Here is a 21,809-nt window from a genome sequence, read left to right as displayed (position 1 = left end):
CTTTCCGTTCACTTAATGAATCGGACGACAAAAATACGGAATATTCCCAAGACAGCAAAAAATAACGGATAAATTATCCGAATTTCGGTTAAAAAGCTGAATATGAGTAAAAAAGATGGTGTATAGGTAGTTATATCAGAGCGTATTCTAATCGGCAGGATCCAGACTGGTTTGTTTAGATTTAGTAGTGTTTGGTTACATCTCGCTGGGCAAGCATTCTCCTGTAATTTTTTTAAACCATTAGCTAAAGCTAACGGCAATGAAGCGCGTCAGTACTTAAATTAAGAGAAGTCGCGCTTCATTGCCGTCACATTTATGTGACTGGTATATGAATGATATAATTCATAATTTCTAACATCCATTCTTTATATTTGTCCTTTAAGCATAAAATCCATGGCAGAGAAGAATCTTATTTTAACGAAGAAACAAATTCAGCAGCGCATCAAACGTATTGCATACGAAATTCTGGAACAGAACTTTAAAGAAAAAGAAATCGTTTTTGCCGGTATTTATGATCGTGGTTATTCTGTAGCCAAGTTGCTGGAAAAAGAATTTAAGTCTATTTCTTCTACACAAACCGTGCTGATCAAAGTAACGCTGGATAAGCAGGCTCCTTCTCAAAGTGAAGTGACGCTGGATGTGGATGTTAAGACATTAAAAAACAAATGCATCATTATCGTAGATGATGTATTAAGCACAGGCCGTACGATTGCCTACAGCTTAAAACCTTTTTTAAATATCCGGGTGAAGCGTATTCAGACGGCTTTCATTGTAGACCGTGGCCACCACACCTTCCCGATCTCCGCTGATTTTGTGGGCTATGTAATGGCTACTACCCTGAATGAACACGTTGAGGTTAATCTTTCTTCGAAGGAAATGGGTGTGTATCTGAGTTAAATATGAGTTATCTGATATATTATTTCAGAACATTTCTCTTAAAAATCAAAGATTGGCTGCCTGAAAACGTGGTGGATTGGCTCAATGGAATTAGTTTCATTGTTTCAATATGGCTTTTCATCTTTCCTTATCCTTTTTTTAAAGAATTGTTTTGCATTTTAGCATGTATACCAATACTAGGTATTATTATTACAATTTTTAAAGAAAATATAACCTTTGATAGCTATATAAATAGAGATCCAAATCAAGATATAGGTGAACAAAATTCTGTACCTGGCAATATTGTGCCATGTGCCATTATATTAGCATTGAGCGCTTATAAAAATTTCGAATGCGAAAATTATTACATCTTAATAAAACATGTTGGGATGGTTTTTTTATTTTTTTCGGCTATTTTTATCTTAACACACATAATAAAAAAATTAAAACTACAGATAGTATCCTACTTTTTTATTGCTATATGGATTTTGATCTATAGCTATGGCATAACTTTTGGTATTAATTGTCTGTTTGATTCATCATCGCCTCAACGTTTTAGGACAAGCATCCTTGATAAATATTCTGGAGGCGGAGGCGATTATCCGGATACATATCATTTCACGATTGCTCCGTGGGGAAATCATAAATATACCGAAGACATATCTGTTTCAAGAAAACGGTATGATGCTTACAATATTGATTACACTATATACATTGACCAACAAAAAGGTTTATTTAATATTCCCTGGTATCATGTTGAGGATTCTAAAGCCCTTTATCCGATCCGGTAAATGTGAAGTAAAATTGCTTTTTAAAATCCTAAAATATCCTTCCACCCCATCGCTTTTCCATACTGCAGCACACCACGCTTAAATACCTGTGCAGCCATGTAAACAGCCAGTACAAATGTTGAAGCGAGTATCAGTAAAGAAGCAGCAATTTCCCAATTCGAAACACCGAAAGGAATGCGCAGCATCATGGCTACGGGGGACGTTAACGGAAAATACGACAGCACAACAGACAGCTGTGCATCCGGGTCGCTGATAATAAAGCCGGCAAACAGGAAGGTAATAAATAACGGCGCGGTGATTGGAAAGGTAAACTGCTGTGTATCGGTTTCATTATCTGTCATCGCTCCAATGGCCGCAAACAGCGATGCATACAATAAATATCCCAATATAAAGAACGCAAAGAAACACACACCGATCTGCAGTAACGGCAAGCTTGCAAAACTTTCCGCAAACACATTCCACTCCAGTGCCTGCCAGGCATCTTTGCTTACATGCAGTGTGTCATTCATATTTTTATCCGTAAACTGTGTAAGTGCATTTCCATATCGCTGTTGAAATTTCAAACCGACAAGCACATAAATCAAGGCCCAGAAACCAAACTGTGTGAGGCACACCGCAGCAATACCCAGTATTTTCCCCATCATCCAGTTAAAAGGTTTCACCGAACATAAGATTACTTCTACTACCCGATTGACTTTTTCATCAACAATCCCTTTCATTACCTGCACACCGTAATAGAAAATAAAAAAGTAAATAACGATGGCACAGAATAAACCAACCAGCTGAAACAGATCTGTATGTTCCGGTTCTTCTGTCAGAGGTATATACTGCATATCCGGCGCTGCAGCCAGCTGAGGCAGATAGGCGGAAACAATACTTTTCGCATACATATCCTGAACCTTGTTTTTAAGTTTCCACTGTTCAGCGGCTGACAAGCCTTTTTTGTCCCACACAACAACACGCTTGCCTTCAACGGAATAATACACCAGCACATCCGCATGCCTGCCCGCCAGCATAAAGTCTGCTTCCGTTTCTTTACTGCTGTTATTTTTTACAGGATGAAAAACAAATGTTTCATCTGCATAATTACCGCCTGTCTGATTTTGATCAGGCGATTGCAGCCACACATGTATACGTTCCGTTGTATTCAGGCTCAGGTAAACGGGAATCAATAACATACACAGCGATATAACCGGGCCAAGCAACGTAAGTACAAGGAACGAACGTTTTTGAATGCGGTTCACATATTCCTGTTTCAGAACAATCCAGATCTGCTTCATACCATCGGTTTGTTTACGTGTTCTAAAAACAGTTCATACATGCTTGGTAAATATTCTTCAAATGCATGTACCTCTCCCTGCTCAATCAGCAGGCTCAATAACATCTTTTTATCTAATGCGGAGGAAAGTACATACGATGCTTTTACATCCGTAAGTTGTTTCTGCTCTATAATGCCTGCCTTTGCAGAATCGGGCAAGGTTCCGCTGTAGATCAGCCGTATATAGCCTTTATCGAACTGTTTGCGTATTGCATGCGGTTCTCCCTGCAATACTATTTTTGCCTGATTGATCAATACCAGTTCTGTACATACATCTTCTACTGTATCCATGCGGTGTGTAGAATAAATAATGGTAGTACCGGAACGCTGCAATGCCTGAATTTCTTTTTTAATTACCTCTGCATTTGCCGGATCAAAGCCGCTGAACGGTTCATCCAGAATCAACAATTCGGGCTGATGCACTACTGCTGAAATAAATTGAATCTTCTGCTGCTGACCTTTTGAAAGTGTTTCCAGTACCTGACTCTGCAGGTGTTCTATTTCAAGACGCTTCAGCCAGTCCCTGCTTTGGTGCTTTGCTTCACGCGGAGACAAACCACGAAGTTGCGCGAAGTAGATCAATTGTTCCTGCACGCGCATCTTACGATACAGGCCGCGCTCTTCAGGCAGGTAGCCCATCTTTGTGCGGTGCGCTTCCTGCAGCTGTTCGCCGTTAAAAAATAATTGTCCGCTATCAGGCAGCACAATCTGCGTAATCAGGCGCAGCAAAGTTGTTTTTCCCGCGCCATTCGGACCAAGCAAACCAAGCACACTGTTTTTCTTAAGAGACAGAGATACGCTCTCAATGGCTGTGTAGGAGCCAAATATTTTTGTAACCGCTTCCAGTTTAAGTATCTCAGACATGCTTATATACCTCCGCCGGATATTCAACTTCTGATAAATACAATGCTTCCGGCGGCGCCGAAATTCCTGCCCGCTTTCTGTCTTTTGCTAAAATGATCTGCACAAAATCATCCAGGCTCATACGCCCCTTGCCTACTTCCAGCATGGTACCAACAAGTGTGCGTACCATTCCCCGGAGGAAACGGTTGGCTTTCACATGAAAATACAGCATGTCACCGTTACGTTCCCAATACGCGTGAAAAATGGTGCAATTAAAATTGGTTACGTCTGTATGCACTTTGCTAAAACTTTCAAAATCTTCGTATTGCAATAAAATTGCTGCTGCTTTATTCATTCGATCAATTTCTATTGGCGGATAAAAATAATAGGCCAGGCCAATTTCAAACGGATTCTTAACTAAGGTAATGCGATATACATATGCTCTGGAAAGCGCGTCAAAACGGGCATGAGCATCATCCTGCACCAAACGCGCAGATTTAATGCAGATATCCTTTGGCAGGTAGCCGTTTATCCGGAAGATTAGCGCTGCATCAATTTCTTTGGGAGAATCGAGATGAACAATCTGCGAAGAAGCATGCACGCCGGTATCTGTACGCCCGCTTCCAAGTATATCAATCTTAGCACCAAGCACATTGCTCAATGCTTTTTGTAAAACCCCCTGTACCGTTACCGCGTTTTCCTGTATCTGCCATCCATGATAATTAGCACCGCGATACGATATATCCAGAAAATATCTCAATTTTTTATTATTTTTATATCTGCAATTTAATTGAAAGCCCGTATGATACAAAGAATTCAATCGCTACTCTTACTTATTTGTGCTGCTGTGCTGATCGGCTGCCTGTTTACACCCGCCTGGAATGCTGTTTCTGACAATACTTCTTATGAGGTAAACTCCTTTGCACTAACCATTAGTCATGAAACCATTTCTACGGACAAAAATATTATTTTCATAGCAGCGCTGGTTGCACTAAGCATCTTTCTTACGTTTTTTATCATTTTCAAATACAATAACAGACTGCTTCAGATGCGCTTAAACATGATGAATACCATCCTGATCTGTCTGATCGAAGGCCTATATTTCTGGTACATACGCGAAGCAAAAATATTAATCGGCACAGCCGAATTCACGGAAAAATTCGGTCTGGCTTTTTACCTCCCTCTTGCAGCCCTGATCCTGTGTTTTATTGCAGGCAAGCGCATTCAGAAAGACGAAGAACTGGTTAAGTCGGTAGACAGGATACGCTAATATGCATGATGCAAAAGGCTTAATGCTGAAGGCCTAAAGCTTTTTTACAGTAAATTTAAAAATCCTCTCATTATATGAGAGGATTTTTTGCTTCAAGCCTTAGGCTTTACACATTAAGCTTTTTTCAAAAAGGCATCGTTTTTATCTATAGATTCGTTAATATAGTATACATCATTGCCTCAACCAACCGTTAAACCAATGAACCGTATTCTATTTATTCTTCTTTCTTTTTTTCTGTTTATCTGCTCAGTTTTCGGTCAGGATGATAAACTGATCAAAAAAGGTGACGCCGCTTTTCAAGCAAAAAATTATTCAGACGCGTTTGTCAATTATGAATTAGCCTGGCAGCAAAATAAAGAACATCCATATGTAAACTTCATGCTTGCTCAGTGTTACCTGCTCACTTCTCCCAAGCAAAAAGCGCTGGACTATGCGGGTGTTGCGGTTCGTAAATCTCCTAACCCAACTAATGAAATGTATTTTGTGTATGCGCAAGCATTACATCAGAATCACCGCTGGGATTCGGCTATCTATTATTACAAAAAATCTGATCCAGGAAAACTGAATTCTAAAAACATTTCACGTCTGGAAGGTGAATGTATGAATGGCAAACGTTATACAAGCAATCCTAAAAACATAAAAATTACCAATGCCGGCGCATTGGTAAACTCGCAGGGTATGGATTATCTTCCCAACATTACAGCAGATCTTTCTAAGCTGTATTTTACTTCCCGCAGAGGCGGCAGTACCGGCGGCAAGCTTGAAGCCGACGGGCTTCCTTATGAAGATATTTATATGTGCAGCAATGTTGGGGGCGCCTGGAACCAGGCAATAAATATAGGAGCGCCTTTAAATACAGATGTACACGATGCCTGTGTGGGTATTTCAGAAGGCGGGCAAACCATGTTTATTTACCGGGGCGTGAATGGCGGAGATATTTTTCAATCTGAATTAAAAGGAAAAAAATGGAGCGCCGCTTCGCCTTTGCCCATGAATACAGAGTTTTTTGAAACTTCAGCGTGTCTCTCACCCGATGAGCGTACCCTCTTTTTTGTCCGTGCAACAAATGCCTATTCAAACAGAGATATTTATATGTGCAGCAGAACCGTTGGCGGTAATTGGAGCAAACCTGTGAAACTCACCATCAATACCCCGTTTGACGAAGACGCTCCGTATATGCACCCGGATGGAAAAACACTTTACTTCAGTTCCAAAGGCCATTCTACCATGGGTGGTTATGACGTGTTTAAAACAACAAAGTTAGCCAACGGTGTATGGTCAACACCGGAAAATATGGGCTCGCCTGTTAACACGGCGGGCGACGACGTGTATTTTGTATTATCTGCAGATGGAAAAATCGGTTATTATTCTTCCAATAAAGAAGGCGGTTTCGGGAAGCAGGATATTTATTCGATCCGTATGCCTGCAGCAGAAAATGAACCGGAGCTTGCGTTGTTAAAAGGCAAAATACTTGACGACCAGACAGGAAAACCAACGGAAGCTTCCATCACCATTACAGATAATGCAACAAAGGAAATTGTTGCCAGATATAGGTCAAATAGTGAAACAGGTGAATACCTGCTTTCGCTGCCAGCGGGTAAAAACTATGGGATTGCTATTGAAAAAGAGGGCCATTTATTTTATTCCGAAAATATGACACTCAATAATACCAATGGTTTTAAAGAATATAAACAGGATATTACATTGGTAACAATTAAAACCTCCGGTAAAATTATTTTGAGAAATATTTTCTTTGATTCCGGCAAAGCAACCATACGCTTAGAATCAACGGCTGAACTCTTAAAACTGGTTGACCTGCTAAAAAACAATCCAACCTTGCGTATTGAAATTGCCGGCCATACGGATAATATCGGCGATGAAACATTAAATCAGAAATTATCTGAAGAACGCGCTAAAAACGTCGTAACTTTTTTAACTGCTAATGGCATAAGCGCAGGCAGATTAGTTGCCAAAGGTTACGGCTCCTCTCAACCTGTAGCTCCGAATACAACAGATACCGGCAGGCAACAAAATCGCAGAACTGAAATAAAAATTCTATAAATTATTCTATTTGTTGTATTTTTTTAATTCATAATTTGAAATTATATTTAGTTTTATCAACATTATTTTTAAAAATCGATTAGATATTCTAATTTAAGCTCTTCAAATTATTATTTCCCCATAACTCATTACCTATGAAAAAAATTTTACTTACAGTAACTCTTGCAGCAACGTCTTTATTTTCTTTTGCACAAACCCCTGCAGTTCCAAATGGTGGTTTTGAAACCTGGACAACAAGTCCTTGCGGTGAAAAACCCGACGACTATTTTACAGCTGCTGAATTATACAATTCCTTTTTTAATAGTTGCCCTAGCGATGCCGGTGTAACGAAATCCACGGACAAATATTCTGGTACCTATGCGTTAAAACTGACCGCATTCGGATTTCAAGGTTCCTCTTCAAATTCAATATATTTATCTTCATCTGTTGATGATTATGGTGTTAGTTTTAATGGTCGCCCGACAAAACTGGTTGGTTATACAAAATTTACTAAAGGTGGTACCGATGTACTAAACATTGGTGTAGAATTAGACGATGCTAATGGTAATGAAGTGGCATATAATGAAGTAAATATTTCAACGACACAATCCGGATATACAAAATTCGAAATCACGTTGGAGTATGGTACATCAAATACTAATGATGTATCTTCATTAATTATTTTTATCAACCTTGGAAATGCCTCTGATAAAGCTTCTGCCAGCAGTATTGCTTTGATTGATGCGTTATCTTTTGAATATGGAACAGCAACTTCTACCGTTAACTATTCTTCAAAGTCTCCAATCAACGTTTTTGCTGCAAACAATAGCATCAACTTCTCTGAAAATGTTTCTGACGTTCATGTTACAGATATGCTTGGTGCAAGCAAAATACAGGAAGCTGCAAGCACAAAAACAATGAACACGGCTTCTTTAATAAGCGGTTTATACATTGTGACGTACAACTACAACGGCAACTACTTCAGCAAAAAAGTAGTAATTGAATAACTGTTAAACTTGCTTTTTAATAAAATATAAAATTAATATAGATATGAAAAAAATTTTACTTACATCAGCTCTTGTAGCAACTTCTTTATTTTCTTTTGCACAAACACCTGCGGTCCCAAATGGTGGTTTTGAAAACTGGTCCGAAGCACTTTGTGATGGCGAAACACCAGATGAGTATGTAACTACTGCCGACATGTTTTTTGAAGATAATGGAGTATGCCCAACAACTACAGGCATTTCTAAATCAACCACTAAGTATTCAGGCACATATGCATTGCAATTAACTTCAGCAACCCAAAGCGGTATAAATATTGGGAACAGTGTTTTCTTATCATCTGATTTTACTGGCCGTCCTACAAAGCTTGTTGGCTATACAAAATTCACTAAAGGCGGAACGGATACGTTAGGCATCATGGTGGCTGTTGGAGATATTGAAAATGAAAATCCAGTAGCTTATGGAGAATTAACTCTTTCTGCAACACAAGGTGCTTATACTAAATTTGAGATCACACTGGAATACGATGCTGAAAATACTTCAGACGTGAATACATTAGTCCTGGTTATTGGAACAGGTGCGAAAACAGGCTTTGCATCATCCTCTACCGTTGCATTAATTGATGCATTGTCATTCGAATACAGTCCAACATCAACAGTTAACTACGCTGCAAAATCTCCAATCAACGTTTTTGCTGCAAACAACACAATCAACTTCTCTGAAAATGTTTCTGATGTACATGTTGTTGATATGGTTGGCGCCAGCAAAATACAGGAGGCTTCAAGTACAAAAACAATGAATACGTCTTCTTTAACAAGTGGTCTATACATTGTGACGTACAACTACAACGGCAACTACTTCAGCAAAAAAGTAGTGATCGAGTAATTGGTTAATTGCTAAACTTGATTTTAATAAAATAAGAACATAAAATTAATATAGATATGAAAAAAATTTTACTTTCAGCAGCTCTTGCAGCAACGTCTTTATTGTCTTTTGCACAAACACCTGCAGTTCCAAATGGTGGCTTTGAAAACTGGGAAGATGCTTCTTGTGAGGGTACTGAAATACCATCTGGCTACATAAGCGCTGCAGATTTATTTAACGAAGAAAACGGTTTTTGTCCTTCATCTACCGGAATCACTAAAGCAACCAATAAATATTCCGGCACGTACGCATTACAACTTAAACCTCAGGTGTTTTTAGGAGCATCACTTGGAAATGGTGTTTTTTTACAATCTGATTTCACAGGACGCCCTACAAAACTTGTTGGATATACAATGTTCACAAAAGGCGGAACGGATACCTTAGGTATCTTTGTAGGCATTGGCGATGAAAATGATGATGAAGTTGCGTATGGTGAAGTTACCTTATCCGCATCACAAGGTGATTACACAAAATTTGAAATCACCTTGGATTATACAGACAATACGTCAGAACCAACGTACGTAGTAATTGGTTTTACAATAGGAAATACAACAAATGGGTATGCAACAGCTAGTACAACTGCTTTGATTGATGCATTGTCATTCGAATATACTGCAACATCAGCAGTTAACTACGCTGCAAAATCTCCAATCAACGTTTTTGCTGCAAACAATGTAATCAACTTCTCTGAAAATGTTTCTGATGTACATGTTGTTGATATGCTTGGTGCAAACAAAATACAGGAAGCTGCGAGTACAAAAACGGTAAGCGCTAACTCACTAAACAGCGGTTTATATATTGTTACATACAACTACAATGGCAACTACTTCAGCAAAAAAGTAGTAATCGAGTAATCCTCGCTATATAATATATCAAATGAAAAGGATTAATAAGTTTATACTTATTAATCCTTTTTTTTATCCTGCCATTTAATTTACCTCCATGAAAAAAATTATATGTTATCTTTCTCTGTCAGCACTTTCATTAAGCTCTTTTTCTCAAACTCAGATTGCAAACGGTGATTTTGAAAACTGGTCATCTTCGGAATATTGTTCAGCACTGGATTCATTGGACAATTTCTTAACTGGGCAGGCTTTTTTTTATCTGAACGCAAAAAATGAAACAGATGCTATTGAGTGTCCGGCATTACCGTTTACGTACAAAACAACAGATAAGCAATCGGGCAGCTACGCACTGAAACTTGGTCCTCAATACTTTGATGATAAAGCCTATTACAATTTTGTAACGCTTGGGGAAGCAGCGTATTTTGAAGAAGAAGGATCGGTTGCTTCATTCGGTATTCCTTTTACCGGCCGTCCTTCAAAACTAACGGGTTACTATAAATGCACAGCGGGTGCGGTTGGTGATGAATTGCAGATTAAGGTATTCGGTTCAAATTTCACCTCAGAAGATCCTTTATTTTACGGGGTATTCACTGCTTCCGAAAATCAACCGATGTATGAAAAATTTGAGATTGACTTAGTCTACGATCCGACAGACCCGAATAATGCCGTGTATTTAAGTATGTTAATTACAGTAGGTAATTTAAATGACGGATCAATTGATGAAAACACCGTAGCATTTATTGACAATCTTGTATTTGAATATGATGCTACTGCTGCGACAAGTTACACACCAGTGTCTCCCATCCATGTGTTTGCTTCAAATAAAACCATCAGCTTCTCTGAACATGTATCTGATATACATGTAGTGGATATGGTTGGTGCGAACAACATTCAGGAAGCTGCAAGCACAAAAACACTGCATGCAGAAACGCTTAACAGCGGATTATATATTGTTACCTACAACTACAAGGGCAACTACTTCAGTAAAAAAGTGGTGATCGAATAAGGTAAATTAGTTTACCAGATTCCAGTTGCTGGTTACCAGATAAAAAACGACTATTTACTTAAACCAATAGTCGTTTTTTATTTACTCAACTTCCGTTATTTTTTAAAAACTCCTATTTGAGCAATTGCTTCAGTCTGTTAACTCGTGTCTGGCAACCGGCAACTCTCCCTGTCATGTTGTCACTTTTTCACCTGTGGAACAATCTTTGAATCCCATATCCATATCATTAAAACTTAAACATCTATGCAAGAAAAAGGTAATATCTCCATTCACACCGAGAACATTTTCCCTATCATTAAAAAATTCCTTTACTCTGACCATGAGATATTTTTACGCGAATTAGTATCTAATGCAGTGGATGCTACGCAAAAACTGAAGCGTTTGGCTGCTCTTGGCGAATATCCGGGCGAACTTGGCGACACAAAAGTTACTGTCAGTGTAAATAAAGAAGCAGGCACGATCACCATTACCGATCGTGGTATCGGTATGACGGCGGAAGAAATTAAAAAATACATCAATCAGATTGCGTTTTCCGGTGCTACAGAATTTATAGAAAAATACAAAGATAAAACAGATACCAATCAGATCATTGGCCATTTTGGTTTGGGTTTCTATTCGGCCTTTATGGTTTCTTCTAATGTTGAAATCAATACCCTTTCCTACCAGCCAAATTCTAAAGCTGCACATTGGATCTGCGACGGTTCAACGGAGTTTGAAATTAAACTTTCTGATAAAGCGGAACGTGGTTCTGAAATTACGCTGCACATCGCAGAAGATTCACTTGAATTTTTAGAAACAAGCAGAATTCATTCTATCCTTGATAAATACTGCCGCTTTCTTCCTGTTGAAATTGAATTTGAAGGTGAAATCATTAATAACCCTTCTCCGCTCTGGACCAAACAGCCAAGCGAATTAAAAGACGAAGATTATATTGCTTTCTATAAAGAATTATATCCGATGTCTGAAGACCCATTGTTCTGGATTCATCTGAACGTGGATTATCCATTCAGTTTAACAGGTGTATTGTACTTCCCTAAACTGAAAAAAGACTTTGAATTCCAACGCAATAAAATTCAGTTATACTCCCGCCAGGTATTTATTACCGATGAAGTAAAAGATATTGTACCCGAGTTTTTAATGTTGCTGCATGGCGTTATTGATTCTCCGGATATTCCGTTAAACGTGTCGCGAAGCTTCCTGCAGGCGGATGGCAATGTTAAAAAAATTAATAGCCACATTACTAAAAAAGTAGCGGATAAACTGAACGAACTGTTTAATAATGACCGTGCGGGCTTTGAGGCAAAATGGGATGATATCGGCATGTTTGTAAAATACGGCATGATCAGTGAAGAGAAATTTTATGATAAGGCTAAAAATTTCTGTTTACTGAAAAACACCGACAATGCATTGTCTACTATTGAAGAATACGAACAGAAAATTAAACCCATACAAACGGATAAAAATGATAAGCTTGTGTATTTATACAGTAACAATGCTGTAGCGCAGGACATTTTCATTCAGGCGGCGAAGAAAAAGCAATATGACGTATTGTTGCTGGATTCGGTTATTGACTCGCACTTCCTTGGTCAGCTGGAGAGTAAATTAGAAAAAGTACAATTCAAGCGTATTGATTCTGAAAGCGTTGATAAACTGATTGAAAAAGACGAGCCGAAATTGAGTCTCTTAACAAAAGAGCAGGAAACGCAGGCGGAAGAACTGTTCAAAAAAGTAGTGAATAATGGGAAGGTAATTATCAAACTTGAACATCTGGCTACCGACGATATGCCTGTAACCATTGTTATCTCAGAATTCATGCGCCGAATGAAAGACATGGCAGCTACATCCGGACAAAGTATGTTTGGCGGTTTTGAATTAACACACGAAGTTGTAGTGAATACAAACCACCCGCTCATAGCAAAAGCCATCGCGGCTCCTGAAGCAGAAGGCGAGCAACTGATCAAACAAACCTACCAATTGGGTTTACTTTCACAAGGTTTATTACAAGGTGCTGAACTAAGCGCCTTTATTGAGCGGAACATGAATGCACTGGTGAAATAAATCAGAGATCATTTAATTTATACGTATAAAGCCCGGATGGTGATACCTTCCGGGCTTTATTGTTTTGTAATCCGCCACATAATGTAACGGTAATGAAACGCGGCAGTAGATAAATCTATCTATTAAACATATAATTATGATACGTTGTTTTAATTTCAGTCGGAATTAAAACAACGTAAGACTCCGCTTCATTACCGTTTGGCTTTAGCCAACGGATAATGGAAGACTCCGCTTTCGCCGCGGCAAACCGTTTGGGTTTTGCCGCCGAAAATGAAAAAAGTTCATAGTAAAAGCCCTTATAATTACTGGAATTTCTTTGTTTTGTAATCCGCCACATAATGTAACGGTAATGAAACGCGGCAGTAGATAAATCAATCTATTAAACATATAATTATGATACGTTGTTTTAATTTCAGTCGGAATTAAAACAACGTAAGACTCCGCTTCATTACCGTTTGGCTTTAGCCAACGGATAATGGAAGACTCCGCTTTCGCCGCGGCAAACCGTTTGGGTTTTGCCACCGAAAATGAAAAAAGTTCATAGTAAAAGCCCTTATAATTACTGGAATTTCTTTGTTTTGTAATCTGACACACAAATGAAACGCGGCAGTAGATAAATCAATCTATTAAACAATAATTATGATACGTTGTTTTAATTTCAGTCGGAATTAAAACAACGTAAGACTCCGCTTCATTACCGTTTGGCTTTAGCCAACGGATAATGAAAGACTCCGCTTTCGCGGCGGCGAACCGTTTGGGTTTTGCCGCCGAAAATGAAAAAAGTTCATAGTAAAAGCCCTTATAATTACTGGAATTTCTTTGTTTTGTAATCCGCCACATAAATGTAACGGTAATGAAACGCGGCAGTAGATAAATCAACGGGTAGAATATCCGCTCACTCTTTACACAATAATTGATACTTTTAGTAGTTTTGTATCTGATGAAACAGTTTTTTAACGTACGCATATTCCTTTTAGGCATATTCATTCTGCCGCTTTTTTCTGTTGCTCAAACAGATACGCTGTTACCTTCGGGAAAGAAGCCGAAGTATTATGTTATGGAGACAGATACGGTACCTGAACTGATGTTCCGCCCGGACACCATCCCTTCAAACAAAAGAAAAAAGAAAGCTCCCAAAAAGAAGAAAAAGGTTTTTTACGATTTAAAGTGTAAAAAAGGATTTATCCGTACCATTTCAGGAGCCAGCGGAAACGTTACGCTTGAAAAGTTCTATTACTTAAAAGTATGGAAGGACCCGAACCCGTATATTCTGGATGTGTATGTATGGGATATTACAAAAAATAAAATTGTAAAGGTTACAAAAATTGAAGCCGATAAGCAGCCTCAGTATAGAATACTGCATGGCCCGTATACCCGGGAAGTGAATGGCAACTTAGTTGAAACAGGTGCTTATTACATTGGCACCAAGCACGCCCGCTGGGAAACATATGATAAAAACTTCATTCTTCAGGCCAAAACCAAATACTATAAAGGCTGGCCCAAAGAAGCTAAAATCGCCTATTACGATGGCGGCCATACCAAATTAAAAGAAGTAATGCCCTATGAATATGGCAAACTCCAGGGTGATTATTACTTTTTTACCGAAAAAGGCATTGTTTTAATGAAAGGAACCTACGAGAACGGCGTAAAGGTTGGTACCTGGGTTGAATATTTCCCGGATTCGCCTAACCGAAAACGGGAAACAAAATATACTGATGATCCGGACGTGGCAGCAGAACCGATTATAGCAAAGGAATGGAACGACAAAGGAAAGCTGATCATTATCGACGGACAACCCATTCCGGAAGGTTCTAAAAAGCAGGATGAAGAAGATCCGATTAAAAAGCGTTTAAAGAAAAAACGATAGTTTAACCCTAAAAAGCGTTTCCAATAATAATGGAAACGCTTTTTTTGTATATTTGGCAAGAAAACGAACGTATAAAAATACACGAACCCCACATGACGAATACATCAGATTTCACTTCCTGGAAGAAGCTAAACGAGCATTATTCTAAAAGTTCAAATTTGCAGATGCGCGACCTGTTTGCAGCAGACAAGGACAGATTTTCTAAATACTCCGTTCAATTCAATGATATATTAGTCGATTACTCAAAGAATAGGATTACAGATGAAACCATTTCGTTATTGATTGCGCTGGCAGAAGAAGCCGGATTGAAGCAGGCAATAGAAGATATGTTCGCTGGAAAAAAAATAAATAATACAGAAAAACGTTCGGTACTGCACGTTGCCTTACGCAATCGCTCTAATACGCCAATCCTTTCCGATGGCAAAGATGTGATGCCGGAAGTAAATGCTGTATTAGAAAAAATGAAAGGTTTCTGCGAAAAAGTTCGCAGCGGTGCATGGAAAGGCTATACAGGCAAATCCATTACAGACATCGTGAACATCGGTATCGGCGGTTCTGATCTTGGCCCGGTAATGGTTACCGAAGCATTAAAACCTTATGGTTCACCAACACTCCATGTGCACTTCGTTTCAAACGTTGATGGTACGCACATTGTTGAAACAACAAAAAAATTAAATCCGGAAACAACATTATTCATCATTGCTTCCAAAACATTTACCACACAGGAAACCATTACCAATGCTGAATCTGCAAAAGCATGGTTCCTGCAAACAGCAAAAGACGAAGCAGCCGTTGCCAAACATTTTGTTGCCCTTTCTACAAACGCGAAATCTGTAGCCGCTTTCGGCATTGATACAGAAAACATGTTCGAATTCTGGGACTGGGTTGGCGGCCGTTACTCCCTTTGGTCTGCCATTGGTTTATCTATTGCGCTATACATCGGATACGACAACTACATTGAATTGCTGAGCGGTGCACATGCAATGGACAAGCATTTCAAAGAAACGCCTTTCGCTAAAAATATTCCGGTGCTTCTTGCCTTGATCGGTATCTGGTACAACAATTTCTATAAAGCAGAATCACATGCAATTCTTCCGTACGATCAGTACATGCATCGTTTTGCTGCGTACTTCCAGCAGGGAGACATGGAAAGCAATGGTAAACGTGTAACCAAAGACGGAACTGCTGTTACCTACTCTACCGGCCCGATCATCTGGGGTGAACCAGGGACGAACGGTCAGCATGCCTTCTACCAATTAATTCACCAGGGAACAAAATTGATACCGTGTGATTTCTTAGCGCCTGTTATCAGTCAGAATCCGATTGGTGATCACCACCCGAAATTACTGGCAAACTTTTTTGCACAAACGGAAGCCTTAATGAAAGGTAAAACAGCTGCGGAAGCAAAAGCTGAATTGGAAAAAGCAGGACTTTCTGCTGAAGATGTTGCTGCCCTGGTAAACCACAAAGTATTTGAAGGCAACAGACCAACCAATTCCATCTTCTTTAAAAAATTAACACCATTTACATTAGGATCATTAATCGCCATGTACGAACACAAGATCTATACACAAAGTGTGGTATGGCAAATCAATGCATTTGATCAGTGGGGTGTTGAATTAGGTAAGCAGCTGGCAAATGCGATTCTGCCTGAATTAAAAGATAACGCAGCGGTAACAAGCCACGACAGCTCTACAAACGGGCTGATCAACTTCTACAAAGCGAATAAATAATAACATACAGCATGTGCCGGTTCGTGATTGAACCGGTACATAATTTAAATGACTCCTGTAATTTTTAAAGATGGCATATATGAAACAAATTCTTTTTTATTTTTCAATTGCAATCTTATTACCGTGCTGCTCCGAAAAAAAAAGGAGTGATAATACAACAGATTCTGTACACGCAGCACCCGCAGATTCAGTAAATAACAGTCAAGCAGACAATACGGTGGATTATTACACGTATTCAGAAGTAATCAATAAAGAAGGTTCTGTAACATTGGTAACAAACCCGACAACAATTTTTTCGGATTCTTTATTACAAATCAATACAGGTGTTGTTCTTGCAACTGGAGAATATATCACCATTGAAAAATACTCCGGCACAACATCAAAAAACAACTGGAATGAACCCGTTTACAGAATTGCTTATAAAATGGGTCCGGATATTGTTCACGGCTATACATCCCAATCTTACATTGCCTCCAGAGTTGATACGCTAAAAAGTAACAAACTTGTGACGCTAACACTGGGCTACAATCTTATAAAAGATATTTTTACCGGAAATGTTCAGCTATTAAATCCCCAAGGCGGTATCTTAGGCAATGCCGTTATTGATTTAGACATTCCCAAAGAGGACGAAGCACCGCATAGCTTTACCTATTATTTACACTATGAAGAATTGAAACAAAATACCGGTCTGGAAGGAGTAACAGAAGCGTTTTATATAGGCGCCGGTTACGATGCCTGCGGTTATCCGCATATTAATAACATTCTGTTCTGGAATGATAAAAAATTACTTGCTGCACCTCCAACCTATTCTGTTGCGGACGCAGATGTTTTTTATGAAAGCAGCTATTTGATTTTCCCGGCAGATTCTCTGGGAAAAAAATCATGTATTCTGAATATCATTGAAGCGGAAGAAGACGTTGACAATATTGAGGACAAAGAAGGAGTTCCGTATAAAAAAAAGGACTCTACCGTAATCCTGTTTAAATGGCACGCCGCTGCTTTCAGCTATAGCAAAGGCGATACAATTATTAAAACTTCCAGAACGTTTGCTTTTTCAAATCACGAATAAGCGTTATCTAAAATAGTATCTAATGAAATTCATTTTCACATCATTACTCCTATCCTCTTCCCTGTTATTTATTGCCTGTAAAAAACCGGCAACGGTGAGCAGTCAACAACCCGTTACAAAATCTGTTGAACAGGTGGCAGAAGAATCCCCGGTAGTAAAACCAAAACGTCCGGTGTATGAAAATGTATCACTGGATGAAAAGATCGGTCAAATGATCATGATCGGTATCAACGATCGTAAAAGTATTGCAGCCACTGATTCTGTTCTGATTGAAATTAAATCAGGGAAAGTTGGCGGCATTATTATGTTTGAAAAAAATATTGCCGCAGCCAACTCTGCCGCAACATTAAAAAAGCTGATTTCAGATCTGCAGGCAAGTGCTTCAACACCTTTATTCATGAGCATTGATGAAGAAGGCGGCAAAGTACATCGCTTAAAGGAAAAATACGGATTTGTACCCATGCCTTCTGCCGGTTATCTGGGCAATCTGAATAATCTTGATTCAACAACGTATTATACCACCAATCTTGCGAAAGAATTAAAAGAACTGGGCTTCAATTTAAACTACGCGCCATGTCTGGACCTGGCTACAAATCCCAATAATCCGATCATTGCAAAAGTTGGCAGAAGTTATTCTGCTGATCCGGATCTGGTTTCAAAGCAGGCAGCAGCGAGCATTAACGCGCATCATACACAAGGTATAAAAACAATTGTAAAACATTTTCCCGGCCACGGCAGCTCTATGTCTGATTCACACCTGGGAATTGTTGATGTAACCAATCAATGGAACATTATTGAACTGATGCCTTATAAAACATTGATCCAGTCGGGTACCATCGATGCGGTAATGACCGCGCACATTATTAACGAACACCTGGACCAGTCAAAACTTCCCGGCACGCTTTCCAAAGTCGTGGTTACAGATCTGCTGAGAAATATGCTTGGCTTTACCGGAGTTGTTTTTTCAGATGACATGCAAATGTATGCAATCAGTAAAAACTACGGACAGGAAAATGCCATTAAGCTATCCATTCTTGCAGGTGTTGATGTATTGGTTTTTGGTAACAACGTAAGTGCTTCAGACCGGATAAAAGCTTCCGAGATTCATGCTATCATAAAAAAACTGGTGCTTTCAGGTGACATACCCGAAAGCCGGATCAATGAGGCGTATGAGCGGATTTTAGCCTTAAAAAACAAGGAAATTAACTGATATGCCGGTTTGAAGACAAACCTGTGGTCCGTTAAAATCGAGGTTAATTCAAAATTTCATGGACATTTTACCTCAATTTTAGTAATTTGCATAAAATTTAAAATCCACCAATACCATGTTTCAATCAATTGTAGACACCATTCACCAACTTCAGGGTGATTATAAATTCGATGATCCAATAGCAGCCTATGGGGTTATAGCGTTTGTATTACTTATTGGGCTTGAAATTGTGCTTAGCTTAAAATATGACCCGGAATTGTACCAGTGGAAAGATTTCGGCGCCAGCGTATCTATGGGAGCCGGTTCTGTTATTGTTGCCGTATTTGCTAAAATTCTTTCTTTCGCCATGTTTATCGGCGTATATAAATTATTCAATACACCCGTTAATCCAGCCGAAGGATATAATTTCTTCGAACCCAACAGCGTAAATATTTTCGGCTGGGCTTCCTTTGGAATGGCCTGGTATATATTCCTGATCTGCCAGGTTTGTGATGACTTCAATTACTACTGGTATCATCGTTTAAGCCACACGATCCGTTGTCTGTGGGCTGCACACATTGTACACCATTCTTCTGATAACTTTAACTTAGGTTCTGGTATCCGCAACGGATGGGTAACATTGATCTATAAACCAATTTTCTGGTTATGGCTTCCTGCTATCGGCTTTAGCCCGGTTATGGTAATGATCTGCCTTTCTATTCAATCTTTGTGGCAGTTTCAATTACACACCAAGTTTATGCCGTATTTAGGTTTCTTCGAAAAATTCATGAATACCCACAAACAACATCAGGTTCACCATGCACAGAACATTGAATACATGGATAAAAACCATGGTGGTTACCTGAATATTTTCGATAAAATATTCGGTACACACGAAGTACTTGACGACAAAAACATTGAAATTAAATTCGGTGTAGTACACCCACCGCATTCCTATAATCCATTGATTATCTTAGGTCACGAATACAGAGACATCTGGAACGATGTGAAAAGCACGCCAAACTGGGGGCATAAATTTATGTACATCTTTGGCCCTCCGGGCTGGATGCCGGGTGATTTCTCTCAAACAGCAAAAGCATTACAAAGAGAAATAAAAAGACAAAAAGAAGAAGCTAAAAAAGCTGCTTCCCAACAGGCAGTCGCTTAATACATAAGATAAAAAACAAAAAGCCCACGTTTTAAAAATGTGGGCTTTTTGTTGCCTGCTCACGGATCCTCCTTCGGATAATTGAAACCATGGATTATATATAAGGCATTCTGCAACATTTAATACGAATCATGTAAAATATATTGATTCAGGCACATGCATATTTGTATTGTTAACCAACTAACCAATACAGCTATGAAAGAAGAACAAAACCAGGACGTAAGCAAACTTGTAGATCTTGTAAAAGATGTGCGAAGCTGCATGCTTATTACCATTGAAAAATATACAGATATTCTTGCCGGTAGACCTATGGGTATTTCTAAAATTGAAGAAGATGGCACCATGTGGTTCTTTACGAAAACAACGTCTCAGAAAGTAGATGAGATTGAGCAGAACAGCCAGATTTCATTGGCGATCATGAGCGAAAGTAAAAACATTTATTTAATGATCAACGGCACAGCTGACCTCTCGTATGATTACGGAAAGATGAAGGAGCTCTGGAACCCGGCTATGAAAGCATGGTTTCCGGAAGGTCTTGAAGATCCGGATATGATGCTGATCAAGGTTACGCCGTCAGAAGCTAGATACTGGGACAGCAGTGCAAGCAAAATGATTGTTGCATTAAATATGGTAAAAGCCATAGTAACCGGTAAAGAATACAACGAGGGTACGCACGGAAAAATCCGTTTGTAAATACAAGATAACAGAAGAGAGGCACGAAGCCCATTATTAAAACAGCCCACGGTTTAAACCGTGGGCTGTTTTAATAATGGGCTTTTCACAAGGCTATCTTTATATATTATTTGCTTACTGAATATATACTTCCAGTAATTTTACAGCTCCCAACGGAGAAAATAACAATTCTTTAACAGATGCCGGGATTAACACGACATCGCCAAACGTAAGGAGTTCAGAAGTATTATTACCTGTTGTCATCATCACATCTCCTTCCACAACCATAAAGATGCGGAACATATCCGTTTCCGAATAATCCAGTTCGATTTCATCTGTAAGAACAAACAGGTCTGTTGTAAAATACGGACAATCAACCAGTGTTACCGGAATATTTTCTTCGTAGGTGTAATTTGTTTTATAGGTATCGCTTACACTAAAATCAATTGCATCCAGGGCAAGATCGGTATGCAGTTCACGTTTATTTCCTTTTGCATCTTTGCGGTCAAAATCATAGATGCGATACGTAATGTCTGATGTCTGCTGAATTTCAGCCAGCAGTATACCTTTACCAATGTAGTGAATACGGCCTGCCGGCAAATGAAACACATCACCTGCATCTACATTTTCATAATGCAGAATATCTGTGATCTTTCCTTTATTCAGGTAGTCTAAATATTCTTCTTTAGTAACCGCTTTGTTAAATCCTACATTTAAACGGGCTGCCTCATCGGCTGCTAGTATGTACCACATTTCTGTTTTACCGGAACATTTATGCCGTTCTTTTGCCAGTGCATCATCCGGATGTACCTGAATACTCAGGTCTGCATTTGCATCAATAAATTTTATAAGCAATGGGAACTCTGTTCCGAAACGTTCAAAATTTTTCTTTCCCAATAATTCAGCGCCATGCTTTTTTACCAAAGCATTCAGATCCATACCTGCAAACGCACCGTTCTCTATCACAGATGGTTCTTCGGCAACAGCAGACAACTCCCAGGTTTCACCACAGTTTGGCAGCGGAGCAAAATCTTTTCCCAATACGGTTTTGATTTTAGATCCGCCCCAGATCTTATCTTTAAAAATTGTTTTAAATCGTAAGGGATATAATGTGCTGCTCATAAAATTACATATAAGG

At 39.0% G+C, this 21,809-nt stretch carries 19 protein-coding genes; 15 read left to right on the top strand and 4 right to left on the bottom strand.

The genetic code is table 11. The features are described 5' to 3' along the window. The first annotated feature begins 393 nt into the window (after positions 1 to 393). A complete protein-coding gene (locus CHU_RS02430; RefSeq protein ID WP_011583893.1) occupies positions 394 to 897 on the top strand; it encodes a phosphoribosyltransferase family protein in 504 nt (167 codons plus the stop codon). Positions 898 to 899: 2 nt separating this feature from the next. Further along, a complete protein-coding gene (locus CHU_RS02425) occupies positions 900 to 1,667 on the top strand; it encodes a hypothetical protein (protein ID WP_011583892.1) in 768 nt (255 codons plus the stop codon). A gap of 20 nt (positions 1,668 to 1,687) precedes the next feature. On the opposite strand, the gene CHU_RS02420 is transcribed toward CHU_RS02425, so the two are convergent. Genes CHU_RS02420 through truA form a run of 3 tightly spaced genes read right to left on the bottom strand, consistent with a single transcriptional unit; the run spans position 1,688 to position 4,588 of the window. Next, the gene (locus tag CHU_RS02420; protein ID WP_011583891.1) at positions 1,688 to 2,947 is read right to left on the bottom strand and encodes an ABC transporter permease; all 1,260 of its coding nucleotides are present in this window, start codon (positions 2,945 to 2,947) and stop codon (positions 1,688 to 1,690) included. Beyond that, positions 2,944 to 3,849, bottom strand: coding sequence for an ABC transporter ATP-binding protein (locus CHU_RS02415; protein WP_011583890.1), 906 nt, complete (start codon positions 3,847 to 3,849; stop codon positions 2,944 to 2,946). The genes CHU_RS02420 and CHU_RS02415 overlap by 4 nt, the downstream gene beginning before the upstream one ends. Then, positions 3,842 to 4,588 (bottom strand): tRNA pseudouridine(38-40) synthase TruA, encoded by a 747-nt coding sequence (gene truA, locus CHU_RS02410; RefSeq protein ID WP_011583889.1) that lies wholly within the window; start codon positions 4,586 to 4,588, stop codon positions 3,842 to 3,844. The genes CHU_RS02415 and truA overlap by 8 nt, the downstream gene beginning before the upstream one ends. A 42-nt stretch (positions 4,589 to 4,630) precedes the next feature. Between truA and CHU_RS02405 the strand changes: the two genes are divergently transcribed. The 13 genes from CHU_RS02405 to CHU_RS02335 all read left to right on the top strand — a co-directional run bounded on the left by CHU_RS02405 (position 4,631) and on the right by CHU_RS02335 (position 20,692). Then, positions 4,631 to 5,098, top strand: a complete 468-nt coding sequence (locus tag CHU_RS02405; RefSeq protein ID WP_011583888.1) for a DUF4293 domain-containing protein — start codon at positions 4,631 to 4,633, stop codon at positions 5,096 to 5,098. Positions 5,099 to 5,296: 198 nt separating this feature from the next. Then, the gene (locus tag CHU_RS02400; protein ID WP_011583887.1) at positions 5,297 to 7,159 is read left to right on the top strand and encodes an OmpA family protein; all 1,863 of its coding nucleotides are present in this window, start codon (positions 5,297 to 5,299) and stop codon (positions 7,157 to 7,159) included. 134 nt (positions 7,160 to 7,293) lie between these two features. Then, entirely contained in the window at positions 7,294 to 8,145 is an 852-nt protein-coding gene (locus CHU_RS02395) for a T9SS type A sorting domain-containing protein (RefSeq protein ID WP_011583886.1), read from the top strand. A gap of 43 nt (positions 8,146 to 8,188) precedes the next feature. Beyond that, entirely contained in the window at positions 8,189 to 9,025 is an 837-nt protein-coding gene (locus tag CHU_RS02390; protein WP_011583885.1) for a T9SS type A sorting domain-containing protein, read from the top strand. A gap of 56 nt (positions 9,026 to 9,081) precedes the next feature. Beyond that, a complete protein-coding gene (locus CHU_RS02385) occupies positions 9,082 to 9,918 on the top strand; it encodes a T9SS type A sorting domain-containing protein (protein WP_011583884.1) in 837 nt (278 codons plus the stop codon). 88 nt (positions 9,919 to 10,006) lie between these two features. Then, positions 10,007 to 10,915, top strand: a complete 909-nt coding sequence (locus CHU_RS02380) for a T9SS type A sorting domain-containing protein (RefSeq protein WP_011583883.1) — start codon at positions 10,007 to 10,009, stop codon at positions 10,913 to 10,915. Positions 10,916 to 11,158: 243 nt separating this feature from the next. Further along, on the top strand, positions 11,159 to 12,973 hold the full coding sequence (htpG, locus tag CHU_RS02375) for a molecular chaperone HtpG (RefSeq protein WP_011583882.1): 1,815 nt from the start codon (positions 11,159 to 11,161) through the stop codon (positions 12,971 to 12,973). A gap of 940 nt (positions 12,974 to 13,913) precedes the next feature. Continuing rightward, a complete protein-coding gene (locus CHU_RS02360) occupies positions 13,914 to 14,840 on the top strand; it encodes a toxin-antitoxin system YwqK family antitoxin (RefSeq protein ID WP_011583878.1) in 927 nt (308 codons plus the stop codon). A 92-nt stretch (positions 14,841 to 14,932) separates the two neighbouring features. Then, positions 14,933 to 16,573 carry a glucose-6-phosphate isomerase gene (pgi, locus tag CHU_RS02355; protein WP_041932540.1) on the top strand — a complete coding sequence of 547 codons (1,641 nt, stop codon included), beginning with the start codon at positions 14,933 to 14,935 and terminating at the stop codon, positions 16,571 to 16,573. A gap of 79 nt (positions 16,574 to 16,652) precedes the next feature. Next, entirely contained in the window at positions 16,653 to 17,642 is a 990-nt protein-coding gene (locus CHU_RS02350) for a hypothetical protein (RefSeq protein ID WP_143143956.1), read from the top strand. 22 nt (positions 17,643 to 17,664) lie between these two features. Next, positions 17,665 to 18,852, top strand: coding sequence for a glycoside hydrolase family 3 protein (locus tag CHU_RS02345; RefSeq protein ID WP_011583875.1), 1,188 nt, complete (start codon positions 17,665 to 17,667; stop codon positions 18,850 to 18,852). Between the two features lie 115 nt (positions 18,853 to 18,967). Next, positions 18,968 to 19,999: a sterol desaturase family protein gene (locus tag CHU_RS02340; RefSeq protein ID WP_011583874.1), complete on the top strand. Its 1,032-nt coding sequence runs from the start codon at positions 18,968 to 18,970 to the stop codon at positions 19,997 to 19,999. Positions 20,000 to 20,194: 195 nt separating this feature from the next. After that, positions 20,195 to 20,692 (top strand): pyridoxamine 5'-phosphate oxidase family protein, encoded by a 498-nt coding sequence (locus tag CHU_RS02335; protein ID WP_011583873.1) that lies wholly within the window; start codon positions 20,195 to 20,197, stop codon positions 20,690 to 20,692. Between the two features lie 114 nt (positions 20,693 to 20,806). Here the strand turns inward: CHU_RS02335 and CHU_RS02330 are convergent, their stop codons facing one another. Then, the gene (locus tag CHU_RS02330) at positions 20,807 to 21,793 is read right to left on the bottom strand and encodes a type I phosphomannose isomerase catalytic subunit (protein WP_011583872.1); all 987 of its coding nucleotides are present in this window, start codon (positions 21,791 to 21,793) and stop codon (positions 20,807 to 20,809) included. Between the last annotated feature and the right edge of the window lie 16 nt (positions 21,794 to 21,809).

It is taken from the genome of Cytophaga hutchinsonii ATCC 33406 (genome assembly GCF_000014145.1).
Taxonomy (GTDB): domain Bacteria; phylum Bacteroidota; class Bacteroidia; order Cytophagales; family Cytophagaceae; genus Cytophaga; species Cytophaga hutchinsonii.
Note: the sequence above shows the minus strand (reverse complement) of the source record. Positions and strands in the feature narration are given on the sequence as shown.

What these genes read in the sequence shown, in the direction of transcription:
- CHU_RS02430 (WP_011583893.1), top strand. Translation starts at nt 394, where the DNA reads ATGGCAGAGAAGAATCTTATTTTAACGAAGAAACAAATTCAGCAGCGC.
- CHU_RS02425 (WP_011583892.1), top strand. Translation starts at nt 900, where the DNA reads ATGAGTTATCTGATATATTATTTCAGAACATTTCTCTTAAAAATCAAA.
- CHU_RS02420 (WP_011583891.1), bottom strand. Translation starts at nt 2,947, where the DNA reads ATGAAGCAGATCTGGATTGTTCTGAAACAGGAATATGTGAACCGCATT.
- CHU_RS02415 (WP_011583890.1), bottom strand. Translation starts at nt 3,849, where the DNA reads ATGTCTGAGATACTTAAACTGGAAGCGGTTACAAAAATATTTGGCTCC.
- CHU_RS02405 (WP_011583888.1), top strand. Translation starts at nt 4,631, where the DNA reads ATGATACAAAGAATTCAATCGCTACTCTTACTTATTTGTGCTGCTGTG.
- CHU_RS02400 (WP_011583887.1), top strand. Translation starts at nt 5,297, where the DNA reads ATGAACCGTATTCTATTTATTCTTCTTTCTTTTTTTCTGTTTATCTGC.
- CHU_RS02395 (WP_011583886.1), top strand. Translation starts at nt 7,294, where the DNA reads ATGAAAAAAATTTTACTTACAGTAACTCTTGCAGCAACGTCTTTATTT.
- CHU_RS02390 (WP_011583885.1), top strand. Translation starts at nt 8,189, where the DNA reads ATGAAAAAAATTTTACTTACATCAGCTCTTGTAGCAACTTCTTTATTT.
- CHU_RS02385 (WP_011583884.1), top strand. Translation starts at nt 9,082, where the DNA reads ATGAAAAAAATTTTACTTTCAGCAGCTCTTGCAGCAACGTCTTTATTG.
- CHU_RS02380 (WP_011583883.1), top strand. Translation starts at nt 10,007, where the DNA reads ATGAAAAAAATTATATGTTATCTTTCTCTGTCAGCACTTTCATTAAGC.
- htpG (WP_011583882.1), top strand. Translation starts at nt 11,159, where the DNA reads ATGCAAGAAAAAGGTAATATCTCCATTCACACCGAGAACATTTTCCCT.
- CHU_RS02360 (WP_011583878.1), top strand. Translation starts at nt 13,914, where the DNA reads ATGAAACAGTTTTTTAACGTACGCATATTCCTTTTAGGCATATTCATT.
- pgi (WP_041932540.1), top strand. Translation starts at nt 14,933, where the DNA reads ATGACGAATACATCAGATTTCACTTCCTGGAAGAAGCTAAACGAGCAT.
- CHU_RS02350 (WP_143143956.1), top strand. Translation starts at nt 16,653, where the DNA reads ATGAAACAAATTCTTTTTTATTTTTCAATTGCAATCTTATTACCGTGC.
- CHU_RS02345 (WP_011583875.1), top strand. Translation starts at nt 17,665, where the DNA reads ATGAAATTCATTTTCACATCATTACTCCTATCCTCTTCCCTGTTATTT.
- CHU_RS02340 (WP_011583874.1), top strand. Translation starts at nt 18,968, where the DNA reads ATGTTTCAATCAATTGTAGACACCATTCACCAACTTCAGGGTGATTAT.
- CHU_RS02335 (WP_011583873.1), top strand. Translation starts at nt 20,195, where the DNA reads ATGAAAGAAGAACAAAACCAGGACGTAAGCAAACTTGTAGATCTTGTA.
- CHU_RS02330 (WP_011583872.1), bottom strand. Translation starts at nt 21,793, where the DNA reads ATGAGCAGCACATTATATCCCTTACGATTTAAAACAATTTTTAAAGAT.